Source organism: Pseudaestuariivita rosea (assembly GCF_017592335.1).
In the GTDB taxonomy this organism is placed as follows: Bacteria; Pseudomonadota; Alphaproteobacteria; order Rhodobacterales; family Rhodobacteraceae; genus Parasulfitobacter; species Parasulfitobacter rosea.
In genome coordinates, this window is the sequence record NZ_JACNMP010000007.1 from 43,273 (window position 1) to 64,601 (window position 21,329).

Consider the following 21,329-nt stretch of genomic DNA (forward strand, 5'->3'; position numbering starts at 1 on the left):
CCGAGGGTGGCGCAAACGCGCCGCCCTCGGGCCGGCGCGGCCCGGTGGTACCCACCGGGCGAGTCTAATTGGTCAGGCAATCCCGATTTAATTGATAGCATTTCAGCCCACATTTTCCGCCAGCCATTTTTCCAGCCAGTGGATGTTGTAATCGCCGGTGTGGATATCCTTTTCGGCCAGCAGTGCGCTGAACAGGGGGATCGTTGTGTCGATGCCATCCACGATCAGCTCGCCCAGGGCGCGGTTCAGACGGGCCAGGGCTTCGGGCCGGTCGCGGCCATGCACGATCAGCTTGCCGATCAGACTGTCGTAGTAAGGCGGGATCGAATAGCCGTCATAAAGGGCTGAATCCATCCTTACGCCCAGACCACCGGGCGCGTGATATTGCGTGATCCGACCGGGGCATGGTGAAAAATTAGGCAGTTTTTCCGCGTTGATCCGCACTTCGATGGAATGGCCGTTGATCGTCAGATCATCCTGCCCGAAAGACATCGGCAGGCCCGCGGCCACACGAATCTGTTCGCGCACCAGATCGACGCCAAAGATCGCCTCGGTCACCGGATGTTCGACCTGCAGGCGGGTGTTCATCTCGATAAAATAGAACTCGCCATCTTCATATAGAAACTCGATGGTGCCGGCGCCGATATAGTTAATCTGAGCGACCGCATCCGCGCACACCTTACCGATCCTGGCCCGCGTTTCCGCGTCGATGGCGGGGCCGGGGGCCTCTTCAAACACTTTCTGGTGACGGCGCTGCAGCGAACAGTCGCGTTCACCCAGGTGGATCGCGTTGCCCTTACCATCGCCAAAGACCTGAATTTCGATGTGGCGGGGTCGGCCCAGATATTTTTCGATATAAACTTCGTCGTTGCCAAAAGCCGCTTTGCCCTCGGCCCGCGCGGTAAAGAACGCGCTTTCCAGATCCTCGGCAGTTTCAGCCAGCTTCATACCGCGCCCGCCGCCACCCGCGGTGGCTTTGATGATGACCGGAAAACCGATGTCAGCGGCCACCTTTTTCGCGGTGTCCAGATCGGGCACACCCCCGTCTGAGCCCGGCACGCAAGGCACGTCCAGTTTTTTCATCGTGTCCTTGGCGGTGATCTTGTCACCCATGACGCGGATGTGTTCGGCGGTGGGGCCGATGAAGGTCAGATCGTGATCTTCGACTATCTGCACGAAATTCGCGTTTTCAGACAGAAAACCATAGCCAGGGTGAATGGCCTGAGCGCCGGTGATTTCGCAGGCCGAGATGATGGCCGGGATCGACAGATAGCTGTCTGGGCTGGGCGGCGGGCCGATGCAGATCGCCTCATCCGCCATACGCACATGCATCGCGTCGGCATCGGCAGTGGAATGAACGGCGACCGAATGAATGCCCATTTCGCGGCACGCACGGATCACCCGCAGCGCGATCTCACCCCGGTTCGCAATCAGGATTTTATCAAACATCTGAACGCCTTATTCGATGACCATCAGGGGCGCGCCGAATTCAACGGGTGTGCCGTCTTCGACCATAATACGCTTGACCGTGCCCGACCGGGGCGCGGGGATGTGGTTCATGGTTTTCATCGCCTCGACAATCAGCAGGGTGTCGCCTTCGCTGACGCTTTGGCCCACGCTGACAAAGGGCGATGCGCCCGGTTCGGGTTGCAGATAAACGGTGCCCACCATAGGCGATGTGACAGCACCGGGCAGGTTGGCGGGGTCTTCGATGGGGGCCTCGACCGCAGGCGCTGCCGCGGGGGCCTGGGCCGGTGCGGCTTCTTGCATGATGGGGGCCGCAACTGTGGCGGCGATCTGCTTGGCGCGGCTGACGCGGACGCGCAGGCTGTCGGCCTCGGCATAATCCCGCTTGACCTCAAGCTCGGTCAGATCGTTTTCCGCCAGCAATTCGGCCAGTGCCTTGATAAAGGCAACGTCGTTATCGTGGTTCGTCTTCGCCATGCCGTCCTCATGTCCCTTTTCGCCCTGTCTGATGCAGGGGCTGTTGCAGCATATATATCCTATGCCTTGTGAAGCGAAAAGTGGTGCCATGCAAGTGGGCTGCGCGATTTCCTGTTGAGCCGTGATCTGTTAACCTTGGTTATCAACCTATTGGTAAGAATTTTCGGCCAAAACTGCCCAAAGGGACAAGGCAGCGAATGACGATGGATCAGAACCCGCAGTCGATATTGCGACGCATGGCAGCGGTTGGCCGTGCCACGATCGAGGCGCAGACAATGACGCCCGCGCGCGCCATTCGGCTGGCCTGTTCGAAGGGTGCGGAAGAGCAGCTGGATCTGCCTTTGCGGGTTTTGGGGGTCGAGGATCAGAAACTGGATCTTGAGGCGCTGTGCGATGGGCTGCCGCAGGATCATCTGCTGATGACGCTGACGGGGCCGGGCGATGGGCCGGGCCTGGTGGTGGCCGATTTGCAAAGCCTGTCCGCCGTGACCGAGGTTCAGACAATCGGGCGCGTTTTGCCGGGCCCTGCCGATAATCGCGCGCCGACGCGGATCGATGCCGCAATGTTAGAGCCGCTTTTGAACGAGATTTTGCAGCGCTTCGGTCAGGAACTGCATGACGAGGCCGGCATCGAATGGGCGCTTGGCTATCGCGCCGGCGTGGTTCTGGAAAGTGCCCGTCTGGCCGGTCTGGTGCTTGAGGACGTGTACTATAACGTCCTGCGCCTGACGCTGGATTTCGGCAATGGTTCGAAAGAGGGGCAGATGATCATCGCCCTGCCATCGCAGCCTGCGGGTGCACAGGATCACGGGGCCGAGACCGCGAAAGAGCAGTGGCAAGCAGGCCTGCAGGCCCGCGTGCTGCAGGGCGAGGTCGCGCTGAACGCCGTTCTGGCGCGCGTGGCGCTGCCGCTGTCGGCGCTGACGCGTCTGCAGCCGGGCGATGATATTCCCATCCCCATCAGCGCTGTGGGCGGTGTCCGTTTGGAAGGCCCCGATCGCAAGGTCGTCAGTTATGCACGCTTGGGGCAGTTGAACGGCGCGCGGGCGGTGCGGTTGCAGGAAAACCGCACGGTCAGCTATGTGGCCGACAGTGACGCCCTGGAAGAGATGCCGCTGGCGTCGGGGCCAATGCCTGCGGTCAATGATATGCCCGCGGTCGCGCCACCCCCGATCGATATTCCCGCCAGCCCCTTGCCCGATACATCCGATTTGCCGGGCCTGGATGATCTGCCCGCGATGGACGATCTGCCGGAACTCAATATCGATACAGATCAGACCAGCGATCTGCCGGATTTCCCGTCACTCGACGATCTGCCCGAACTGGCGGATTTTCCGCAAATACCGGACTGATGACGCCACTCTGACAAAACACGTGTTGAGACATCTCAACATGAGTATTTATGGAACAATAAAGATAAGACCTACCTTTATTGTTCCATAAATACTCTAAGGCCGCAGGCCATGCTGCGTCAGCAGCGTATCTTCTAGCGTTTGGCCAGGGCGTCGATATGGGGGCGCAGGTCTTCGATCTGGTAGCCGCCACGGGCGGCGGCGGCGATGATATCGTCAGTCGGCATCTTGCCCGCCTGTGACAATGCCCAGACCCGGCAGGACCGCGTGCCTGACGCGCAATAAGCCAGCACAGGGGCGGCGGAATTTTCGACCAGGTGATCCTGTTCCGTCACGTGATCCATCGACATCATCGGGCTGGGAAAGGGGTTCAGTTTGAACGACAGCCCCGCCTGATCTGCTGCGGCCTGCATCTGATCGATATGCAGGTCTGCGGTGTTTTCGGCGTCGGGCCGGTTACAGATCACGGTTTTGAACCCCGCCGCGGCGATGGCGGGCATGTCGTCTGGGGTGATTTGTGGGGACACGGCGTAGGTGTCGGTCAACTGTCTGATATCCATGGGCCAAGACTTACGGCACCCGTGCCGCGGCGTCCAGCGCAACCGGGTCGCTTTTGTAGCACTTGGATTCTTGACGCCCCCGACGCGGTGCCCTAAACACCAAAGTCAGGCGCGGGCATGGTGAAATGGTATCACACGAGCCTTCCAAGCTCTTGGTGCGGGTTCGATTCCCGCTGCCCGCTCCAATCCCAAGACATGACGCTATGCCGCAAGCTGCAACATCTTGTTGCCGCCGTTCGGTTTGATTATGAACAATGAAATCAAACGAACAAGGGCGACAGGGAATGGCGGCGGCGCCGGTACCAAGCGAAGAAGAACGCGAAAAATCAAAACAGATCGGGGCGCTGAGGGCGCTTTGGCCTTTTATCTGGCCGTATAAAGGCCAGTTGGCGCTGGCCATTCTGGCACTGGTACTGACGGCGGCGGTGTCGCTGGTGCTGCCAATGGCCGTGCGCCGGGTGGTCGATAATTTCAACGTCGAAGATTCGGCCATTCTGGACCTGTATTTCTTTGCCGCCATCGGGATTGCGGCGCTGTTGGCCCTGGGAACGGGGCTGCGGTATTATCTTGTCACGCGGCTTGGGGAACGGGTGGTGGCCGATATTCGCAAAGCAGTCTTTCAACGGGTCGTCGGCATGTCGCCAGCGTTCTATGAAAAGATCATGACGGGCGAGGTCTTAAGCCGGATCACCACAGACACCACGCTGATCCTGTCGGTGATCGGGTCGTCGATTTCGATCGCCCTGCGCAACGCGCTGATCCTGGTTGGCGGACTGGCGCTGATGATGCTGACCTCGGCCAAGCTGACGGGGCTGGTGTTGCTGATCGTGCCTGCGGTGATCGTTCCGATCATCGTTTTGGGCCGCAAGCTGCGTGTGCTGAGCCGCGAAAATCAGGATTGGATCGCTGCGTCATCGGGTAACGCGTCCGAGGCTTTGGGGGCGATCCAGACCGTGCAGTCCTTCACCCATGAAACGCAAAGCCGCGTGGCCTTTGACGACCTGACCGAACAAAGTTTTGGCTCGGCCCGCAAGCGGATCGGGACGCGGGCCATCATGACGATGATCGTGATTTTCCTGATCTTTTCGGGGATCGTCGGCGTGTTGTGGATCGGCGCGAATGATGTGCGCACGGCGGTGATGACGCCGGGCGAACTGGTGCAGTTCCTGATCTATTCGGTTATGGTGGCGGGTGCCGTTGCCGCGCTGTCGGAAATCTGGGGCGAGTTGCAGCGCGCGGCGGGGGCGACGGAACGGCTGGTTGAGCTTTTGAACGCCGAAGACAACGTGCTGGACCCGCTGGCGCCGCGGGCGCTGCCGGATGTGCAGAAGGGCACCGTGACGTTTGAGGACGTGACGTTCCATTACCCCTCGCGCCCCGCGCAGGCTGCATTGGATGGCGTCAGTCTGCATGTGAATCCTGGTGAAACGGTGGCGTTGGTCGGGCCGTCGGGGGCGGGAAAGTCGACGATTATTCAGTTGCTGCAGCGATTTTATGACCCCGAACAGGGGCGCGTGACGCTGAACGGTGTCGATCTGCGCGATATGGCGCGGCACGAATTCCGTAAGGCGATTGCACTGGTGCCACAGGAACCGGTGATCTTTGCCGCCAGTGCGCGGGAAAACATCCGCTTTGGCTGGCCCGAGGCCGCCGATGCCGACGTCGAAGCCGCCGCCAAGGCCGCCGCCGCGCATGACTTTCTGACCGCTTTGCCCGATGGCTATGACACCTATGTTGGTGAACGTGGCGTGATGTTATCGGGCGGACAGAAACAGCGGATCGCAATCGCCCGCGCCATTTTGCGCGATGCGCCGGTGCTGCTGCTGGACGAGGCGACCTCGGCTCTGGATGCGGAAAGTGAACAGGCGGTGCAGCGCGCGGTTGAGGACCTGAGCGCCGACCGCACAACCCTGATCGTCGCGCACAGACTGGCCACGGTGAAAAAGGCCGACCGCATTCTGGTCTTTGATCAGGGTCGAATCATCGCCGAAGGCACCCATGACGAACTGGTCGCCGAACAGGGTCTTTATGCACGGCTTGCAAGGCTGCAATTCACGGATGGCGTAGCGGCACAATAGCATTTTTGCCCGATTAGGGGATTGTCAGACCCCCTCTTTCTGATCATTTTCCTTACGGAACAATACTGGTCACACCAGACAATAAGGGGAGGAGTTCGGCGTGGAGTACAACACGATCGAAGACAAGAAACGTATCGAGAGCGAAAAAACCTGGGAAGAGCAGGGCCTGCCCGTTACGGTCTATGAAATGCTCAGTCAGACGACCAGCACCCATGGCAATCGTCCTGCAGTATCGTTTCAGTTGTTTTCCGATCCGGGCGCCAAGGCCGAAACGCTGACCTGGTCCGAATTTCACGCCAAGACGACACAGGCCGCGAATATGTTTCGCAGTCTGGGCGTGGGCGAACAGGACACCGTCGCCTATATGCTGCCCAATTGTAACGAGGCGAATATCACTCTGATCGGTGGTATGGTTGCGGGGATCGTCAATCCGATCAACCCGCTGCTGGATGCCGAACAGATCGCGGGCATTTTGCGCGAAACCAAGGCCAAGGTGCTGGTCACGCTGAAGGGTTTTCCAAAGACCGACGTCGCGCAAAAGGCCGCTGAAGCCGTCGCGATGGCCCCGAATGTGACCCATGTGGTTGAGGTCGACCTGCTGCGCTATCTGACGGGTCTGAAGAAATTCATCGTGCCGCTGATCCGACCCAAGGTCGATGTTCAGCATCAGGCCAAGGTGCTGAGTTTCAACGCTGAAATCGCCAAGCACAACACCACGCTGGACTTCCCCGACAGCACCACCGACCGCGTTGCGGCCTATTTCCACACCGGCGGCACGACCGGCACGCCCAAGGTCGCGCAGCATAAATATTCCGGCATGGTTTATAACGGTTGGGTCGGGTCCAGCATTCTGTTTACCGAAAAAGACACGATCATCTGCCCCTTGCCGATGTTCCACGTCTTTGCCTGCTATCCGATCTTCATGGCGATGATCCGCAGCGGGGCGCATGTGGTGTTTCCCACGCCTCAGGGCTATCGCGGTGAAGGGGTGATCGACAATTTCTGGAAGCTGATCGAACGCTGGCAGGTGACATTCATGATCACCGTGCCCACGGCGATTTCGGCGCTGATGCAAAAGCCGGTGAATGCCGATGTGTCGACCCTGCAGACCGCGTTTTCGGGGTCGGCGCCCCTGCCGGTTGAGCTGTTCAAGCGGTTCGAAAAGGCGACCGAGGTGACGATTGTCGAAGGCTACGGCCTGACCGAGGCGACCTGCGTTGTGTCCTGTAACCCTGTGAAAGGCGAAAAGAAAATCGGGTCCGTGGGTCTGCCGTTCCCTTATACGGATGTGAAGATTCTGACGCAGACGGCGGATGGTCCGGTGGAATGTGGTGTGGATGAAGTGGGCGAGATTTGCATTGATGCCCCCGGTGTCTACGAAGGGTCAACTTATACCGAAGTCGACAAGAACCACGACCTGTTCCACCACGATGTCTATCTGCGCACCGGTGATCTGGGGCGCATCGACGCCGATGGCTATATCTGGATCACGGGCCGCGCGAAGGACCTGATCATTCGCGGTGGTCACAACATTGACCCGGCCGAGATTGAAGAGGCGTTGGCAGGGCATGAGGCCGTGGCCTTTGTCGGCACCATCGGTCAGCCTGACCCGCATGCGGGTGAGTTGCCGTGTGCCTATGTTGAACTGGTCGATGGCGCCGATGTGACCATCGACGCGCTGATGGAGTATGCCAACGAACACGTCCACGAACGCGCCGCGCATCCAAAATATATCGAGATTGTGGATGAGCTGCCCAAGACCGCTGTGGGTAAAATCTTTAAGCCTGATCTGCGGAAAATGGCGATCACACGGGTTTATAACGGCGCGCTGGACAAGGCCGAGGTGCACGCCCAGGTCGTTTCCGTCGTCGATGACAAAAAGCGCGGGCTGGTTGCCAAACTGTCGAAGACCGGCGATGTGACGGATGACGCGGTGACAAATGTACTGGGCAACTTCGCCCGGCCCTGGGAATGGGCTGACGCCAGCTAGGTCGTAAAAATGATGTCAAAGCCCCCTCGTGTCATTCTGGCGCAGGGGGCTTTTCCTTTTGTGTCAACGAATTACACTGTATTGCATGATATGAGGTGTCCGATGGCACAACCCTATAGTTACCGCGCCGATCCGAAGGTGCCCGATTTTGATGATAGCCAGCCGATTGCTTTTATGGACAGCAATTGCGCACTTTGCACCTTTGGGGCGCGGGCCATCCATTTTATGGACAAATCCGGTGATATTCGCATCTGCCCCGTGCAAACGTCCTTTGGGCAGGCGGTTTTATCGCATTACGGATTTCAGATGGATGATCCCGAAAGCTGGCTGTTTCTGGAAGATGGGCAGGCCCATACCGGGTTTGACGCGATGATCCATGTCGGGCTGCGATCCGGTGGGTGGGGGCGACTGCTGGCGGCGCTGAAAATCCTGCCACGGCCGCTGCGTGATTGGCTTTATATCCGCATCGCGCGCAATCGGTATTCGGTCTTTGGGCGCAAAGATATGTGCGCGGTGCCTGATCCGGGCCTGCGCGCACGGCTGATGCAATGAAGGTTGTCGTTCTGGGCGGCTACGGCGTTTTTGGGGAACGTGTCGTACATTTGCTGTGCCGCGATGGGCATGATGTTGTCATCGCGGGGCGCAACCTGAACAGCGCGCAGGCGTTGGCGGGGCAGGTGGGCGCAACCGCGTTGCAGTTGGATCGGACCGGTGATCTGGGCCCGCTGTTCGATTTGGCCCCCGATGTGGTCGTCGATGCCGCGGGGCCCTTTCATGCCTATGGCGATGATCCCTATGGCTTTGCCCGCGCGGTGCTTGAGCGCGGGATGCACTATCTGGATCTATGCGATGATGCCGATTTCTGCAAAGGGATCAGTGCCTTGGATGATCTGGCCCGCGACAAGGGCTGCTTTGCGCTGTCGGGATTGTCCAGCGTGCCTGCGGTGTCGTCGGCGGCCGTGGCGGCATTGGCCGACGGGTTAGAGGAGATCGACACCATCGAAAGCGCCATCCTGCCGGGCAATCGTGCGCCGCGTGGCAAATCGGTCATCGCCAGCATTCTGTCGCAGGCCGGACAACCGATGCAGATTTGGCGCGGTGGGCAGTGGGATCAGATGCGCAGTTGGTCGGACCCGGTGCGTTATCAATTGGCACCGGGGTTGCGGCGGCAGGGCTGGGTGATCAATGTGCCTGACCTGCAGCTTTTCCCTGAAGCCTTCGGTGCGCGTACGGTGATGTTCCGCGCGGGCCTGGAACTGGGTGTGATGAACTATGGCCTGGGCGCGTTTTCATGGGCGCGCGGCAAGCTGGGGTTTCCGGTGGGTGAACCGCTGTTTTCCCTGACGCGAGCGGCGGCGCAGATGCTGTGGCCCTTTGGCAGTGACCGTGGCGGCATGGTTGTGCATGTGACCGGACGCGAAGGGGTGCGATGGATACGTCGCAGTTGGTATCTGGTCGCCGAACAGGGCGAGGGGCCGTTTATCCCCGCCGTTGCCACCCGCGCGGCTTTGCGGGCGCCGGACCGGATCACGCCAGGTGCGCGGGCCGCAGTGGCGAGCCTTGATCTGGCGCAGATCGAAGATGCCATAAGCGATCTGGCCGTCGAGACCCTGCGTAAAGAGCAGGATATTATCCCGGCCTTTCAACAGGTTCTGGGCGATAGTTTCCATGATCTGCCAGAACCAGTGCAGGCCTCGCATCAGACGGTTGGTACATTGCGGATGGTCGGCACATCTCAGATTTCACGCGGCACGCATCCGCTGTCGCGCCTGACTGGGTGGCTGTTTCGCTTTCCAAAGGCCAATGACGATATCCCGGTCGAGGTCATCAAAACCCGCCAAGGCAAAACCGAGGTTTGGGAAAGGAACTTTGACGGTCACCGCTTCCGGTCTTACCTGACGCCGGGTGAAAACGGGATGATCGAGCGGTTCGGACCGATCAGCTTTCTGTTGGGCCTGCATGTCAAAGACCGCGCGCTGCATTTTCCGGTGCTGTCGGCGCGGGCCTTTAATCTGATCCCCATTCCGAAATGGCTGCTTCCGATCAGTGTGGCGACGGAAAGCGCTGAAAATGGTCAATTTCGGTTTGACGTAAAGCTGTCCGCACCCATTGGCATCGGGTTGGTTGTCCACTATCGCGGGCAGTTGCGGAGTGTTGGGCAGGGTTTGGCCGATCAGGACGTGGCCCGATCGGCCTGAGCAGATTTCTGCCGCTGAAATGAGTGAATTTCGCGGCAGAAACCATTGTTTACATTAGAGATTCGAAATCGAATCCCCGGCACTTTTTATATCCTGTCCCATACCTTCGACCGTATTACAGGCCGCGAGGCTCAACAAAATAAGGGTTATTGCAGCAGCTTTTTTCATGTTTTACTCCTCGTACCACCAAACATGTGGTTGCCAATCAAACCAATCTCCATAGATCGGTATATATTCTGGATATTTGAGCTGACGCGCGTGCGCAATCCGGCTGACGTTCCACTGGTAATTCGGAATGACATAGCGACCTGCAGTCAACACACGGTCCAATGCGCGGGTGGCGGTGATCAGGTCATCGCGCGTTTCCGCGGCCAGCATATGGTCGATCATCGCTTCGGCGACGGGGTCGTTCACGCCCATCCAGTTGCGCGTGCCGGGCTGGTTCACCCCCTGACCGCCCCAATAGGCATATTGTTCGTTGCCGGGCGACAGGCTGAGGCCGACCTGATAGTTCGTCATGTCGAAGTCATAGTTGTTCGTGCGGTCGGTGTATTGGGCGTCATCGACAGTGACGATGGTGGCCTTGATCCCCAGACGTTCCAGCGCTTGCACATAGATGTTCATGATGGCGGTGTTTTCGGTGTCACCCTGTTTCAGCAGGATCTCGAATTCAAAGGCGCGGCCCTCGGCATTGCGCAGGATGCCGTCCTGCACGGTCCAGCCCGCGGCCTCAAGCTGGGCCACGGCATGGCGCAGGTTTTGGCGGTTGCGCAGGGTACCGTCGGATACGGGCGGGCTATAGCCGTCCAGCATGCCCGGCAACAGGATATCGGCAAAGGGTTCCAGCAGGTCGCGTACGCGCCCTTCGGCCGGGCCATCGCGCATACCCAGTTCGGAATTTGAGAAATAAGACGTGATCCTGGGTTGCAGGCCGCCGGTGATCGACTGGTTGATGAATTCGAAGTTGAACGCATGGATCAACGCATCGCGTACCCGCCAGTCGGAAAACAGGCTGTGGCGGGTGTTCATGACATAGCCGGTCATGCCCGAAGGCCGCTGATGCGGGATTTCCGATTTCACGACCTCGCCCGATTGCACACGCGGGAAATCATACTGCACAGCCCAGGCCTGGGGGTTGCTTTCGCGGTGGGATGTGATGATGCCTGCTTTCAGGGCCTCGAGTATCGCATTTGAATCGCCGAAAAATTCGATACGGATCGTTTCCAGATTATAAAGGCCCTGGGTGAAGGGCAGGTCGGCGCCCCAGTAGTCGGGGTTTTTCGTCAATTCCACATAACGGCCCGCGCGAAAATCGGTGATGACATAAGGCCCGGTGGTGATCGGGATATTATCCAATGTCGATTGTGTGAAATCCACGCCATCCCATTGGGCCTTTTTCAGGATGGGCCGCATGCCGATCAGCATCGCAAGTTCGGGATCAAAGCTGTTGAAGCTGAACCGGACCGACCGGGGCCCGGTCTGTTCCATGCTTTCCACCTTGCTCCATAATCCCAGATAGCGGGGGTGGCCCTGGGTGCTGAGTGTTTCATAGGACCACATCACGTCTTCGATTGTGACCGGGGTGCCATCGGAAAACTGCGCCCCTTCGCGCAGGGTGAATTCGGCCCATTCGCGGTCGGGTCCGACCTGAATCGATTCGGCCAAAACACCGTAGAGCGAGAAGGGTTCGTCCCAGTTTCGGCCCATCAGACTTTCCGAGACCAGAAAGCGCAGCTGCCACGGAGCGCGCCCTTTGAAGATGAACGGATTGAGACTGTCAAAGCTGCCGCGTTCCGCCAGAACGATCCGCCCACCCTTGGGCGCATCTGGGTTTACATAGGGCAAAGACACAAAATCCGGTGGCAGGGCAGGGTCCCCATACATAGCTATGCCATGCTGGGGCTCTGCCGCGGCGAATCCCAAGCTGCAAAGGACAGCAGTGATGAGGCCCAAAACCCTGGCTGTGGGGAAACAGATTGATTTCATTTTGTGAACAATTCCTGATCGACCTTTTTCGTTAGGCGATATCGTACGCAGGCTTTTCAACCTTTTCAAACTTTTAGCTTGGACCGCAGCGCCGGATTGCTTATAAAGGGATCACTGCTCGATAGGTTTCTTGCCTGTATGAAACCTGCCTCAATAACTCAACGCCAGCTTCGTGCTGGCGTTTTTTTTGGCTATCAGGTTACGGTCTTTTCGGTGTGTGGGATTTATGAGGTCCCGGATCAGGTCCGGGACTGCGCAGATGTCAACAAATCAGTGTCACGCGTCTTTTTTCGCTAGCAGGAAAGGCGCGGACAGGTCGCGGTAGTCGCGGGCGTTGATGACGCCGACGAAGCTGCGGTCGTCTTTCAGTGTGCAGATAAAAGTGACCTCATTCCGTTTGCCGCCAATAAACCCAGCGGCCAGCGCGCCCAGGGGGCCCGCGACAAAGGCGCCGGCCAGTCCCCATCCGAATGACCCGGTGATGGAACGCGAATCGTCAGCCGAGACCTCCTCGATCTTTTCGATCTGGTTCGTGTCGATGATTTCGCGGTGAATGCGGTCGGCGGATTTCAAACACAGTTTCCCGTCGCGAAACTGATGCCCCGATGCGTGCTGAAAATCACCTGCGATGATTCTGAAAAGTCCAAAAGCCATGCCTGAATATCCCGAATTTTCTATACATTCTTATATATATGAACTGAAAATCAGGGCGCAACGCCGGTGGTGGCGATCCCCCGCGACTGTTGCGCGGGGGACGTTGTTTTGCAGATCAGATACCGGTCGTCAGGGACGTATCGGTGAAGTTGTCGACCGTCAGATCCAATAGGGCCAGATCTTCGAACGTGACGACATTTCCGGTATTGCCGCCCGTCCAGACGACGTCGCTGCCGACCTGAGTGGCCTCGGCCAGGAACTGATCGAACTGATCCTGGGCGCTGCCTGTGTTGCCGATAACGATGATATCGTCTTCAGCGACGGAAAAGTCGGTAACAGATGCCGCGCCGCCAGCACCCAGGGCCGTGCTGTCGGAAAAGACAAAGACATCGGCATCAGCGCCACCGGACAGCGTCGCAGTCCCGCTGTAGAAGGCCAGCGTATCGGCGCCGCTTTCGCCGCGCAGCGTGTTATCGCCCGCAGCACTGATCAGGGTGTCGTTTCCTGTGCCGCCTGTCAGGACATCGCTGCCGGAAAAGCTGACGATGCGGTCATTGCCCGCGCCGCCGAGCATGGTGTCATTGCTGGCCGTTGCCCCGCGTTCTGAACTGAGGATCGTGTCATTGCCGCTGCCGCCGTCGATAAAGTCAGCACCGCCATCGCCATCCAGAAAGTCGTCGCCCGCGCCACCGAAGACAGTGTCTTCGCCTGAACCGCCGCGCACGGTATCCGCGCCAGCGTCACCAAACAATATGTCATTGCCCGCGCCGCCTTCGATCTGGTCATCGCCCGATTTGCCACCGATGCGGTCATTGCCGTTCTGCCCGAAGATGGCATCATTGCCACCGCCGCCGCGCATGATGTCGTTGCCTTCGCCGCCGAACAGCACGTCATCGCCAAAACCGCCGTCGATCAGGTCGTTACCAGCCTGACCGTCCAGACGGTCATTGCCGCCTTCGCCAAGCAGGGTGTCACCACCGCCGCCACCGCGCAGCAAATCGTCGCCATCGCCACCTTCCAGTGTGTCATTGCCGTTATCGCCGAACAGGGTGTCCTGGCCATTGCCGCCGTCGATAAAGTCATTGCCATCGCGGCCACCGATCCGGTCATTCCCATCTTCGCCGAGTAGCCTGTCGTTGCCTTCGCGGCCACGGATCACGTCATCACCCGCGCCACCGGCCAGCGTATCGTCGCCAGGGCCTCCTTCTAACGTATCATTTCCGGGTGTGCCTGTCTGGCTGATCGCATTTGCCACCAGATCCGATGCTGGTAGTTGCGTGTCCAATTCGAATGTAAGGTCCGTTGTCATCTTACGCTCCTAAGGATGCTGAAAAGAGTAACTGGACCTAAGGGCAAATGAATTTGGCTCACAAATGATTGTTTTGTAAACCGCAACAATCCCGAGTTTCCGCCGATCTGGTTCGAAAAGGATAAGAAATTAGTCGCCTATTTGATGTTTTTAGAACCCCACGGCTTCAACCCATGATAGCAAAAGCAGCATCTGCCAAAGGATCGGGCAAAGGCCCGTGATTAAAATCACAGGCCTATTAAGTTGCTTGTTCAAAACATCGCCGGTTCGTCGACTGCGAAGTTGTCGACTGTCAGATCATCCAAGTCAACATTTCGGAAGCGGACCGTGACCGTGTCGTCTTCATTCGTCCAGATAACGTCATTTCCAACCTGTTCAGTTTCCAGCAGGAACAGATCGAACTGTTCTTCGACAGTGACAAATCGACCGCTAATAAGAATACGGTCTTCCGATGCCGTGAAGTCATTTACAGTGAAATTGCCTGTATCTGAGTGAGCTGGGTCGTTTGGGGAAATCTGATCAAAGAAAACAAACGTGTCTGAACCGCTATTCCCGACAAGAGTTCCTGTTCCAGAGATAGCGCCGATAAAGTCGTCACCCGCACCACCCCGCAGAATGCTGTTACCGTTTTCCATTACAATGCCATCATTGCCTGCGCCGCCATTCAAAACGTCATTACCGCCGTATGAAATAAGAAAATCTGCGCCATCGCCACCGTTTAAGGTGTCATCGCCATACACGGGTGTGTTGGTCCCAAATGGGGTGTCGTCATCAAATAATGTGTCGTTACCGACGCCACCAATAATTAGATCATCTCCGTCTCCTCCTGAGAGTTGATCATTTCCATCATCACCATAAATCCGATCATTTCCGTCGCCGCCTCCTATTACGTCATCACCTGCTTTGCCGCCGATGCGATCATCGCCACCGCCACCTCCTAACCAATCATCACCATTGCCACCACGTATTACATCGTTACCATTGTTGCCGAATATAGAATCATTGCCATCCCCGCCGTTGATCGTTTCTGCAGCATCTGTTGCGTTCAAGAAATCATCTTCGGCGCTAAGATTTGTTCGAGCTGCCGTCAGAATGTTATCAAAGCCATAGTATTCATTCAGCTTAAACCAATCAGGGTCATCCATATTCAACTGAGCCACGTCATTTTCGAATGGATCGAACACTTTAACAACTTTTAGTACTGGATCGAATCTGCCATTCGTATCCACAAAGCCATATTCAATTGATGTGATAGTACCGCTGACTGGCACCATATTCATGCCATCGCCCGCATAGGTTAGATTTACGCCTGTTACGGTTATGCCTGCAAAAAACATATCTGGGGCTGTGAAGCCAAACCGGAAACCAGTGGGCGTGGCAAAAACGAAGTCTGAAACAAAGCCAGACATCATGGTATCCTCATATTTTTCATCAACTTAAATGCGAATGCATACACTTATACACACGCCATTTATCGGGAATGTGAATTGGTTTAATCATTAACAGTTTTGTAATGTTGAAAATCTGCATCATGTGCTTTGTTGCGGTTTTTTGACGAAGGCAAACATTTCTTTGCAGTTGCAGCATTCCAACCTATTTATCTGATAGCAAAAGGATTGAACGATGCATTTAAACGGAAAAACAGCCGTCATCACCGGGTCGAATTCGGGCATTGGCCTTGGGGTCGCGAAAGAGCTGGCGAAGGCGGGGGCGAATGTGGTCTTGAATTCGTTCACCGACAATGACGAAGATCATGCGTTGGCTCAGGAAATCGCCGATGTCACCGGGGTCGAGGCGCGGTATATCAAGGCGGATATGTCCAAGGGCGATGAATGCCGGATGCTGATCGAGGAAGCCGGGGCCTGTGACATCCTGATCAATAATGCGGGTATTCAGCATGTGGCGGGCATCGATGAATTCCCACCCGAAAAATGGAATGCGATCATCGCGATTAACCTCAGTTCGGCTTTCCACACCACCGCGGGGGCCTTGCCGTTGATGCGCAAGGCCGGTTGGGGCAGGGTGATCAACATCGCCTCGGCCCATGGGTTGACGGCCTCGCCCTATAAATCGGCCTATGTGGCGGCCAAGCACGGAATTGTGGGCATGACCAAAGTCGTGGCGCTGGAAACGGCCGAAGAACCGATCACCGCCAACGCGATCTGCCCCGGTTACGTTCTGACACCACTGGTCGAGGAACAGATCCCCGATACGATGAAAAAATACGACATGGACCGCGAAACAGCGATCAAAGAGGTGATGCTGACCCGCCAGCCGTCGAAGGAATTCGCGACGGTCGAACAATTGGGGGGGACGGCGGTGTTTCTGGCCTCGGACGCGGCGGCACAGATCACTGGCACAACCATCAGCGTCGACGGAGGGTGGACCGCATTATGAGCGATAAGCTTCAGATCAAGGATCAGGCACTGAACGGGTCAGATTTTAAAAGCGTCAGTCTGAAAAACAGCCAATTTCAAGATGTTGATATGGTCGATACGAAAATTGTCGACACCAATATGACTGGCCTGACCTTTGAAAACGTCAATCTGACCGATGCAACCTTTGACGATGTCAATCTGTCCGGCGCCAGCATCAATGCCGCCAATCTGACGGGGCTAGAGATTACGAATGCTGATCTGACCGACGCCATGATCGACGGCATTCTGATCACCGATCTGATCGCGGCCTATGAAGCGAGCCAGCTGTGAAGCGCATCAATCTGGCCCTGCAGGGGGGTGGGGCGCATGGGGCTTTTACCTGGGGTGTGCTGGATCGGCTGCTGGATGAGGATGACATTGAAATCGCTGGTATTTCCGGCACATCGGCCGGAGCTCTGAACGGTGCGGCCTTCAAGGCCGGCATGCTGGAGGGCGGGCGCGAGGGCGCGCGGGAAAACCTGGATTGGTTGTGGCGCAGTGTGGGCGCGATCAACGATCTGCGGATGGCCAGCTGGATGACTGCGCTTATGCCGTCGCTGTCGCAGATCAGCCGGTCGATTGAATACAGTCTGCCGTTTTCCTTTATCGACAGTGCCAGCCGCATTTTTTCGCCCTATAATTATGGGCCGTTCTATCGCAATCCTTTAGAGCGGATTGTCGAACAGTTTTCCTATGACAAGGTCTGCGCGCACGAAGGACCGGCGTTTTTCGTCTGCGCCACGAATGTCCGCAACGGCAAGATCAAGATTTTCGAAGGCGATCAGATTTCGACCCAGGCCATTCTGGCGTCGGCATGTCTGCCGACACTGTTTCAGGCCGTTGAAATCCACGATCCCGACACCGACCAGGTCGAGGCCTATTGGGATGGCGGATACACCGGCAATCCTGCACTGTTCCCGCTGTTTACGGCGGAGTTGCCCGACGATATCGTCATCGTGAACATCAATCCGCTGGAACGGTCCGATGTGCCCAAAACCGCGCAGGAAATCCAGAACCGGATCAATGAGATCAGCTTTAATTCGTCCTTGCTGCGTGAGCTGCGCGCGATAAATTTCGTCAAGCGCCTGCTGGATGAGGGGTCGCTTAAGCCCGGCTCAATGGAGGATGTTCTGGTCCATATGATCGCCGATGATGATCTGATGAATATGCTCAGCGTGGCGACCAAACTGGTGCCGTCCCCTTATGTTCTGTCCGAGCTGAAACAGGCCGGTCAGCAGGCAGCGGATCGTTTCATCGCCGCGCATAAAGACAGCCTGAACGTCGAAAGCACAATCGATCTGCCCGCTATGTTTAACTAGGCGCAGTCTCGGACCTCAAGTGCCTTCAACGCCGCTTCTCATCCGACATCAACCGGCTGATTTGGGCGTCAGGTATAGCATCTTGGGCGTAGGTGAAGGTGCCATGATCGCGCACCTCTTCCGCGGCGCGTATCATTGCACCCCAGGCCGCGCGGGCGAAGGACCCGCCGACGCTGATGCGTGTGACACCGGCATCGGCCAGTTCGGAAACAGTGTATTGCCCACCGCTTAGGCCCATCACGACGTTGACCGGTTTGCTGATCGATGCGCAGACCGTTCTTATCGCGTTCAGATCTGGCAAATCGGGCGCATAAAGCACATCGGCACCGACAGCTTCAAAGGCTTGCAGCCGCTTGATGGTATCATCCAGATCCGGGCGACCGTATGAGAAATTCTCGGCCCGCGCCGTCAGCAGGAACGGGCGATCTTGTTTTGCTTCGACCGCGGCCTGAATGCGTTCGACCGATAACTGCATGTCGATGATCGGGTTCGCGGCGTCGCCGGTCGTATCTTCGATTGTGCCGCCAACAAGACCGATATCGCAGGCCTGCCGGATTGTTTCTGCGCAGGCGTCGGGGGTGCGCCCGAAACCGTCTTCCAGGTCGGCTGATACCGGCAAATCGGTCGCTTCAACAATTGTTTTGGCGTTCAACAGAACCTCATCGCGGCTTAATCCGGCAGTTGCATCGCGCCGCCCGACGGAAAAGGCATAACCTGCGCTGGTCGTGGCGAGCGCAGGAAACCCAAGATGTGTCAGAATACGTGCCGACCCAGCATCCCAAGCATTGGGAATGACAAAGGTGTTCCCCTCGGCGTGCAACGTTTTGAAGGTTTCAAATTTTGCCGTCATAACTTCCCCATTATTGTTCATAAAATACTCTGGGGGATGAGCGCTCTTGGGCGCGAAGGGGGCAACGCCCCCTTAACTACTCGGCCGCTTGATCAGGCACGTGTTCTTCGATCGCCTTTTTGGCGTCGTCCCCATTTGGATAGACCAGCCCGGCCGAAATCACCAGTTTCGCCGCGTCTTCGACCCCCATGTCCAGCTCGATAATATCGGACGTCGGGAAAAACAGCAAAAAGCCCGACGTCGGGTTGGGCGTTGTCGGAACAAAGACGCTGGTCATGTCCTCTGCGCCGCCCTTATCCAGGATCTCGCCTTTGGTCTTGGTCGAGATAAAGCCAACCGCCCAGATGCCGCGGCGGGGGTATTCAACCAGACAGGCACGGTCGAAATTCGTGTCAGATTGTGCAAAAACGGTTTCCGCGATCTGTTTCACGCCGCCGTAAATCGACCGGACCACCGGCGTGCGTTCCACCAGATGTTCGGCCCATCGGATCAGGGACCGGCCAATAAGACCCTTTGCGATCCAGCCCACCATGATAGTGAACAAAAGGAAAATAATGACACCGACGCCGCGCAGATTGATGCCGATATATTGTTCGGGTCGCAACTGATAGGGCACCAGCGGCAGGACAAAGCCGTCGATCCAGCCGACCACTGTCCAGATCAGCCAGGCCGTCAGACCAATGGGGGCAATGACCACTATACCGGTCAGAAAGCTGGCGCGAAGTCCGGCAAAAAGCCCGCGTTTTTGTTTCGGGGGGGCCTTGTCAAATGGGGTCGTCATATCGGGTGTATTCCTGAAATCGTTAGTTTTCGATGTATGCTGTTTTGCGCCATTCTACAACGCCGCAAGGGGTTTGACTGATAAATCCTCGGTAAGTGTGATAAGTTCCCCCGCTATTTCAGCGGCCAGGCGCGCATTGTTCAGAACCAGGGCCGTATTCGCGGTCAGTGATGCACCATTGGTCAACTCAAAAATGCGTTGCAACAGAAAAGGCGTGACCGATTTGCCGGACAGACCCAGGCGCCGGGCCTCGGCCAGGGCTTTGTCGATCAGGGGCATGATCTGGCTGTGTGGGATCTCATCCTCCGCCGGAATCGGGTTGGCCACCAGCTGGCCGCCCGGCAGATCAAGCGCCTTCCGCATCATGTGGGCCTTGGCGATATCATGGGCGCTGTCCATTCGGATCGGTGCCGCCAGGCTTGATCTTCGCGACCAGAAGGCAGGCAGACTGTCTTGACCAAAGGCGATCACTGGCACGCCAAGCGTTTCCAGTACCTCAAGCGTTTTGGATAGATCCAGGATGGCTTTGGCCCCGGCGGCCACGACCGTTACAGAGGTTTGCGCCAGTTCCTGTAAATCGGCCGAGATATCAAAGGTTTCTTCAGCCCCCCGGTGCACCCCCCCGATACCGCCAGTGGCAAAAACAGCGATGCCCGCCAGTCGCGCGGCGATCATCGTAGCCGCCACTGTCGTGGCGCCCGTGCCGCCCTTGGCCAGACAGGTGGCCAGATCGGCACGCGACAGTTTGGCGACATGTTTAGCGGTAGCAAGCCGGTCCAGTTCGGCCGGTTCCAGGCCGATGTGCAGCGTGCCATCCATTACAGCGATGGTTGCGGGCACAGCGCCATTGTCGCGCACCGTCTTTTCGACCGCCTGCGCGGTTTCGACATTTTGCGGGTGCGGCATGCCGTGGGTGATGATCGTGCTTTCCAACGCGACGACGGGTCGGCCGTTTTCGCGTGCCTCGGCGACCTCGGTGGAATAGGCGATGGGGATCATAGGGGTGTTCCTCCGGATACATAGGTGGCTGCGGCCTGAAGCGCGCGGGTCAGGGATTGGTCGGCGGATGTACCTGTGGCCTCAGACGCCACATGCGCCGCCATGAATGTGTCGCCGGCACCAGTGACGCGGGTGACCAAAACCTCGGGCGGGCAGGCGGTGATCAGACCGTTCGGCCCGGCCTCGGCCGCCGTATCGCCGCCGTTTGTAACCAACACGCGAGCCGCGCCGCGGTCGATCAGCGCCTTAGCTGCGGTGGGGGCATCGGGAAAGGGTTGCTGGCACAGCAGCCCGGCCTCTTCCAGGTTCACATAAAGCGTCGCGCGGTGGTGACGTAGAAAGGGCATCAGGCGTTCGGCCTTGCCGGGGGATGCGGGGGCAACCCGCAGATCAGCCGTTGAAAACAAAGGGCTGCGGGCGATTTTTTCGATCAGCTTCAGCGTCAGGTTGCCGTCCAGCGCGACCATGCCGCCATAGGGCTGATCGGCTGACCCAAGGCGACCGTCTTCCAGTGCGTGCAGGATCTTGTCGCCCGCGGCTTCCAGCGAATGGGCGTCAGCAATCGCGGCGATCAGGCCATTTGCGCCCTCAATCGCCATGTAGCGGTCTGTTGGAAGATCATCCGAGCGATAGATATGGTCTGTCCGCAGCCCCAGACGCTGACAGGCGGCCAGCAGTTCGGTGCCCTCATCATCGCGCCCGACAGCGGTCAGCAGAACGGGTTGCATGCCAAAACGCGCCAAGGTCATGGCGATGTTCATCGCAACCCCGCCCGGCACCCGTGTGATCCGGCCCGGCACGTCTGATCCATGGGCCATATGGCTGGGGCAGCGACCGATCACATCCCACAGGACGGACCCGATGCAGATGACCTCTGTGGCTTGCATTCTTC

At 57.8% G+C, this 21,329-nt stretch carries 20 protein-coding genes and 1 tRNA gene; 9 read left to right on the top strand and 12 right to left on the bottom strand.

Annotated elements, in window-relative coordinates; translation table 11 throughout:
- Positions 1–102: 102 nt before the first annotated feature.
- Complete coding sequence (accC, locus tag H7848_RS06955) at positions 103–1,449, bottom strand: acetyl-CoA carboxylase biotin carboxylase subunit (protein WP_208349328.1); 1,347 nt, start codon at positions 1,447–1,449, stop codon at positions 103–105.
- 9 nt (positions 1,450–1,458) lie between these two features.
- Positions 1,459–1,944, bottom strand: coding sequence for an acetyl-CoA carboxylase biotin carboxyl carrier protein (gene accB, locus H7848_RS06960; RefSeq protein WP_208349329.1), 486 nt, complete (start codon positions 1,942–1,944; stop codon positions 1,459–1,461).
- A 197-nt stretch (positions 1,945–2,141) separates the two neighbouring features.
- On the opposite strand from accB, the gene H7848_RS06965 reads away from it, so the two are divergent.
- Positions 2,142–3,296, top strand: a complete 1,155-nt coding sequence (locus H7848_RS06965) for a FliM/FliN family flagellar motor switch protein (protein WP_208349330.1) — start codon at positions 2,142–2,144, stop codon at positions 3,294–3,296.
- A 134-nt stretch (positions 3,297–3,430) separates the two neighbouring features.
- Here the strand turns inward: H7848_RS06965 and H7848_RS06970 are convergent, their stop codons facing one another.
- Positions 3,431–3,856 (bottom strand): protein tyrosine phosphatase family protein, encoded by a 426-nt coding sequence (locus H7848_RS06970; RefSeq protein WP_208349332.1) that lies wholly within the window; start codon positions 3,854–3,856, stop codon positions 3,431–3,433.
- A 111-nt stretch (positions 3,857–3,967) separates the two neighbouring features.
- Between H7848_RS06970 and H7848_RS06975 the strand changes: the two genes are divergently transcribed.
- From H7848_RS06975 to H7848_RS06995, 5 genes are all read left to right on the top strand, one after another.
- Positions 3,968–4,041 (top strand) — tRNA-Gly (locus H7848_RS06975).
- A 99-nt stretch (positions 4,042–4,140) separates the two neighbouring features.
- Positions 4,141–5,934, top strand: coding sequence for an ABC transporter transmembrane domain-containing protein (locus H7848_RS06980; protein ID WP_208349334.1), 1,794 nt, complete (start codon positions 4,141–4,143; stop codon positions 5,932–5,934).
- Positions 5,935–6,034: 100 nt separating this feature from the next.
- Positions 6,035–7,924, top strand: a complete 1,890-nt coding sequence (locus H7848_RS06985; RefSeq protein WP_208349338.1) for an acyl-CoA synthetase — start codon at positions 6,035–6,037, stop codon at positions 7,922–7,924.
- Positions 7,925–8,026: 102 nt separating this feature from the next.
- Positions 8,027–8,476, top strand: coding sequence for a thiol-disulfide oxidoreductase DCC family protein (locus H7848_RS06990; protein WP_208349340.1), 450 nt, complete (start codon positions 8,027–8,029; stop codon positions 8,474–8,476).
- Complete coding sequence (locus tag H7848_RS06995) at positions 8,473–10,122, top strand: saccharopine dehydrogenase family protein (RefSeq protein ID WP_208349343.1); 1,650 nt, start codon at positions 8,473–8,475, stop codon at positions 10,120–10,122. The genes H7848_RS06990 and H7848_RS06995 overlap by 4 nt, the downstream gene beginning before the upstream one ends.
- Before the next feature lie 54 nt (positions 10,123–10,176).
- Here H7848_RS06995 and H7848_RS07000 read toward each other — a convergent pair whose 3' ends face one another.
- The 5 genes from H7848_RS07000 to H7848_RS20175 form a co-directional block, all read right to left on the bottom strand.
- On the bottom strand, positions 10,177–10,290 hold the full coding sequence (locus H7848_RS07000) for an entericidin A/B family lipoprotein (RefSeq protein ID WP_208349346.1): 114 nt from the start codon (positions 10,288–10,290) through the stop codon (positions 10,177–10,179).
- A 3-nt stretch (positions 10,291–10,293) separates the two neighbouring features.
- Positions 10,294–12,108 carry an extracellular solute-binding protein gene (locus H7848_RS07005; RefSeq protein ID WP_208349348.1) on the bottom strand — a complete coding sequence of 605 codons (1,815 nt, stop codon included), beginning with the start codon at positions 12,106–12,108 and terminating at the stop codon, positions 10,294–10,296.
- 276 nt (positions 12,109–12,384) lie between these two features.
- Positions 12,385–12,762 (bottom strand): hypothetical protein, encoded by a 378-nt coding sequence (locus H7848_RS07010; protein WP_208349350.1) that lies wholly within the window; start codon positions 12,760–12,762, stop codon positions 12,385–12,387.
- Between the two features lie 115 nt (positions 12,763–12,877).
- Positions 12,878–14,071 (bottom strand): calcium-binding protein, encoded by a 1,194-nt coding sequence (locus tag H7848_RS07015; protein ID WP_208349352.1) that lies wholly within the window; start codon positions 14,069–14,071, stop codon positions 12,878–12,880.
- Positions 14,072–14,322: 251 nt separating this feature from the next.
- The gene (locus H7848_RS20175) at positions 14,323–15,480 is read right to left on the bottom strand and encodes a calcium-binding protein (protein WP_272874388.1); all 1,158 of its coding nucleotides are present in this window, start codon (positions 15,478–15,480) and stop codon (positions 14,323–14,325) included.
- Between the two features lie 214 nt (positions 15,481–15,694).
- Between H7848_RS20175 and H7848_RS07025 the strand changes: the two genes are divergently transcribed.
- The 3 genes from H7848_RS07025 to H7848_RS07035 are packed head-to-tail and all read left to right on the top strand — an operon-like array spanning position 15,695 to position 17,807.
- Positions 15,695–16,468, top strand: a complete 774-nt coding sequence (locus tag H7848_RS07025) for a 3-hydroxybutyrate dehydrogenase (RefSeq protein ID WP_208349358.1) — start codon at positions 15,695–15,697, stop codon at positions 16,466–16,468.
- Entirely contained in the window at positions 16,465–16,779 is a 315-nt protein-coding gene (locus H7848_RS07030; protein ID WP_208349360.1) for a pentapeptide repeat-containing protein, read from the top strand. Before H7848_RS07025 ends, H7848_RS07030 begins: the two co-directional genes overlap by 4 nt.
- Positions 16,776–17,807, top strand: coding sequence for a patatin-like phospholipase family protein (locus tag H7848_RS07035; RefSeq protein ID WP_208349362.1), 1,032 nt, complete (start codon positions 16,776–16,778; stop codon positions 17,805–17,807). The genes H7848_RS07030 and H7848_RS07035 overlap by 4 nt, the downstream gene beginning before the upstream one ends.
- A gap of 25 nt (positions 17,808–17,832) precedes the next feature.
- On the opposite strand, the gene H7848_RS07040 is transcribed toward H7848_RS07035, so the two are convergent.
- From H7848_RS07040 to H7848_RS07055, 4 genes are all read right to left on the bottom strand, one after another.
- Positions 17,833–18,657, bottom strand: coding sequence for an isocitrate lyase/PEP mutase family protein (locus H7848_RS07040; protein ID WP_208349364.1), 825 nt, complete (start codon positions 18,655–18,657; stop codon positions 17,833–17,835).
- Between the two features lie 76 nt (positions 18,658–18,733).
- Positions 18,734–19,438, bottom strand: a complete 705-nt coding sequence (locus H7848_RS07045) for a DUF502 domain-containing protein (protein ID WP_208349365.1) — start codon at positions 19,436–19,438, stop codon at positions 18,734–18,736.
- A gap of 54 nt (positions 19,439–19,492) precedes the next feature.
- The gene (locus tag H7848_RS07050; protein WP_208349367.1) at positions 19,493–20,437 is read right to left on the bottom strand and encodes a pseudouridine-5'-phosphate glycosidase; all 945 of its coding nucleotides are present in this window, start codon (positions 20,435–20,437) and stop codon (positions 19,493–19,495) included.
- Positions 20,434–21,324, bottom strand: a complete 891-nt coding sequence (locus tag H7848_RS07055; protein ID WP_208349370.1) for a PfkB family carbohydrate kinase — start codon at positions 21,322–21,324, stop codon at positions 20,434–20,436. The genes H7848_RS07050 and H7848_RS07055 overlap by 4 nt, the downstream gene beginning before the upstream one ends.
- Positions 21,325–21,329 lie beyond the last annotated feature (5 nt).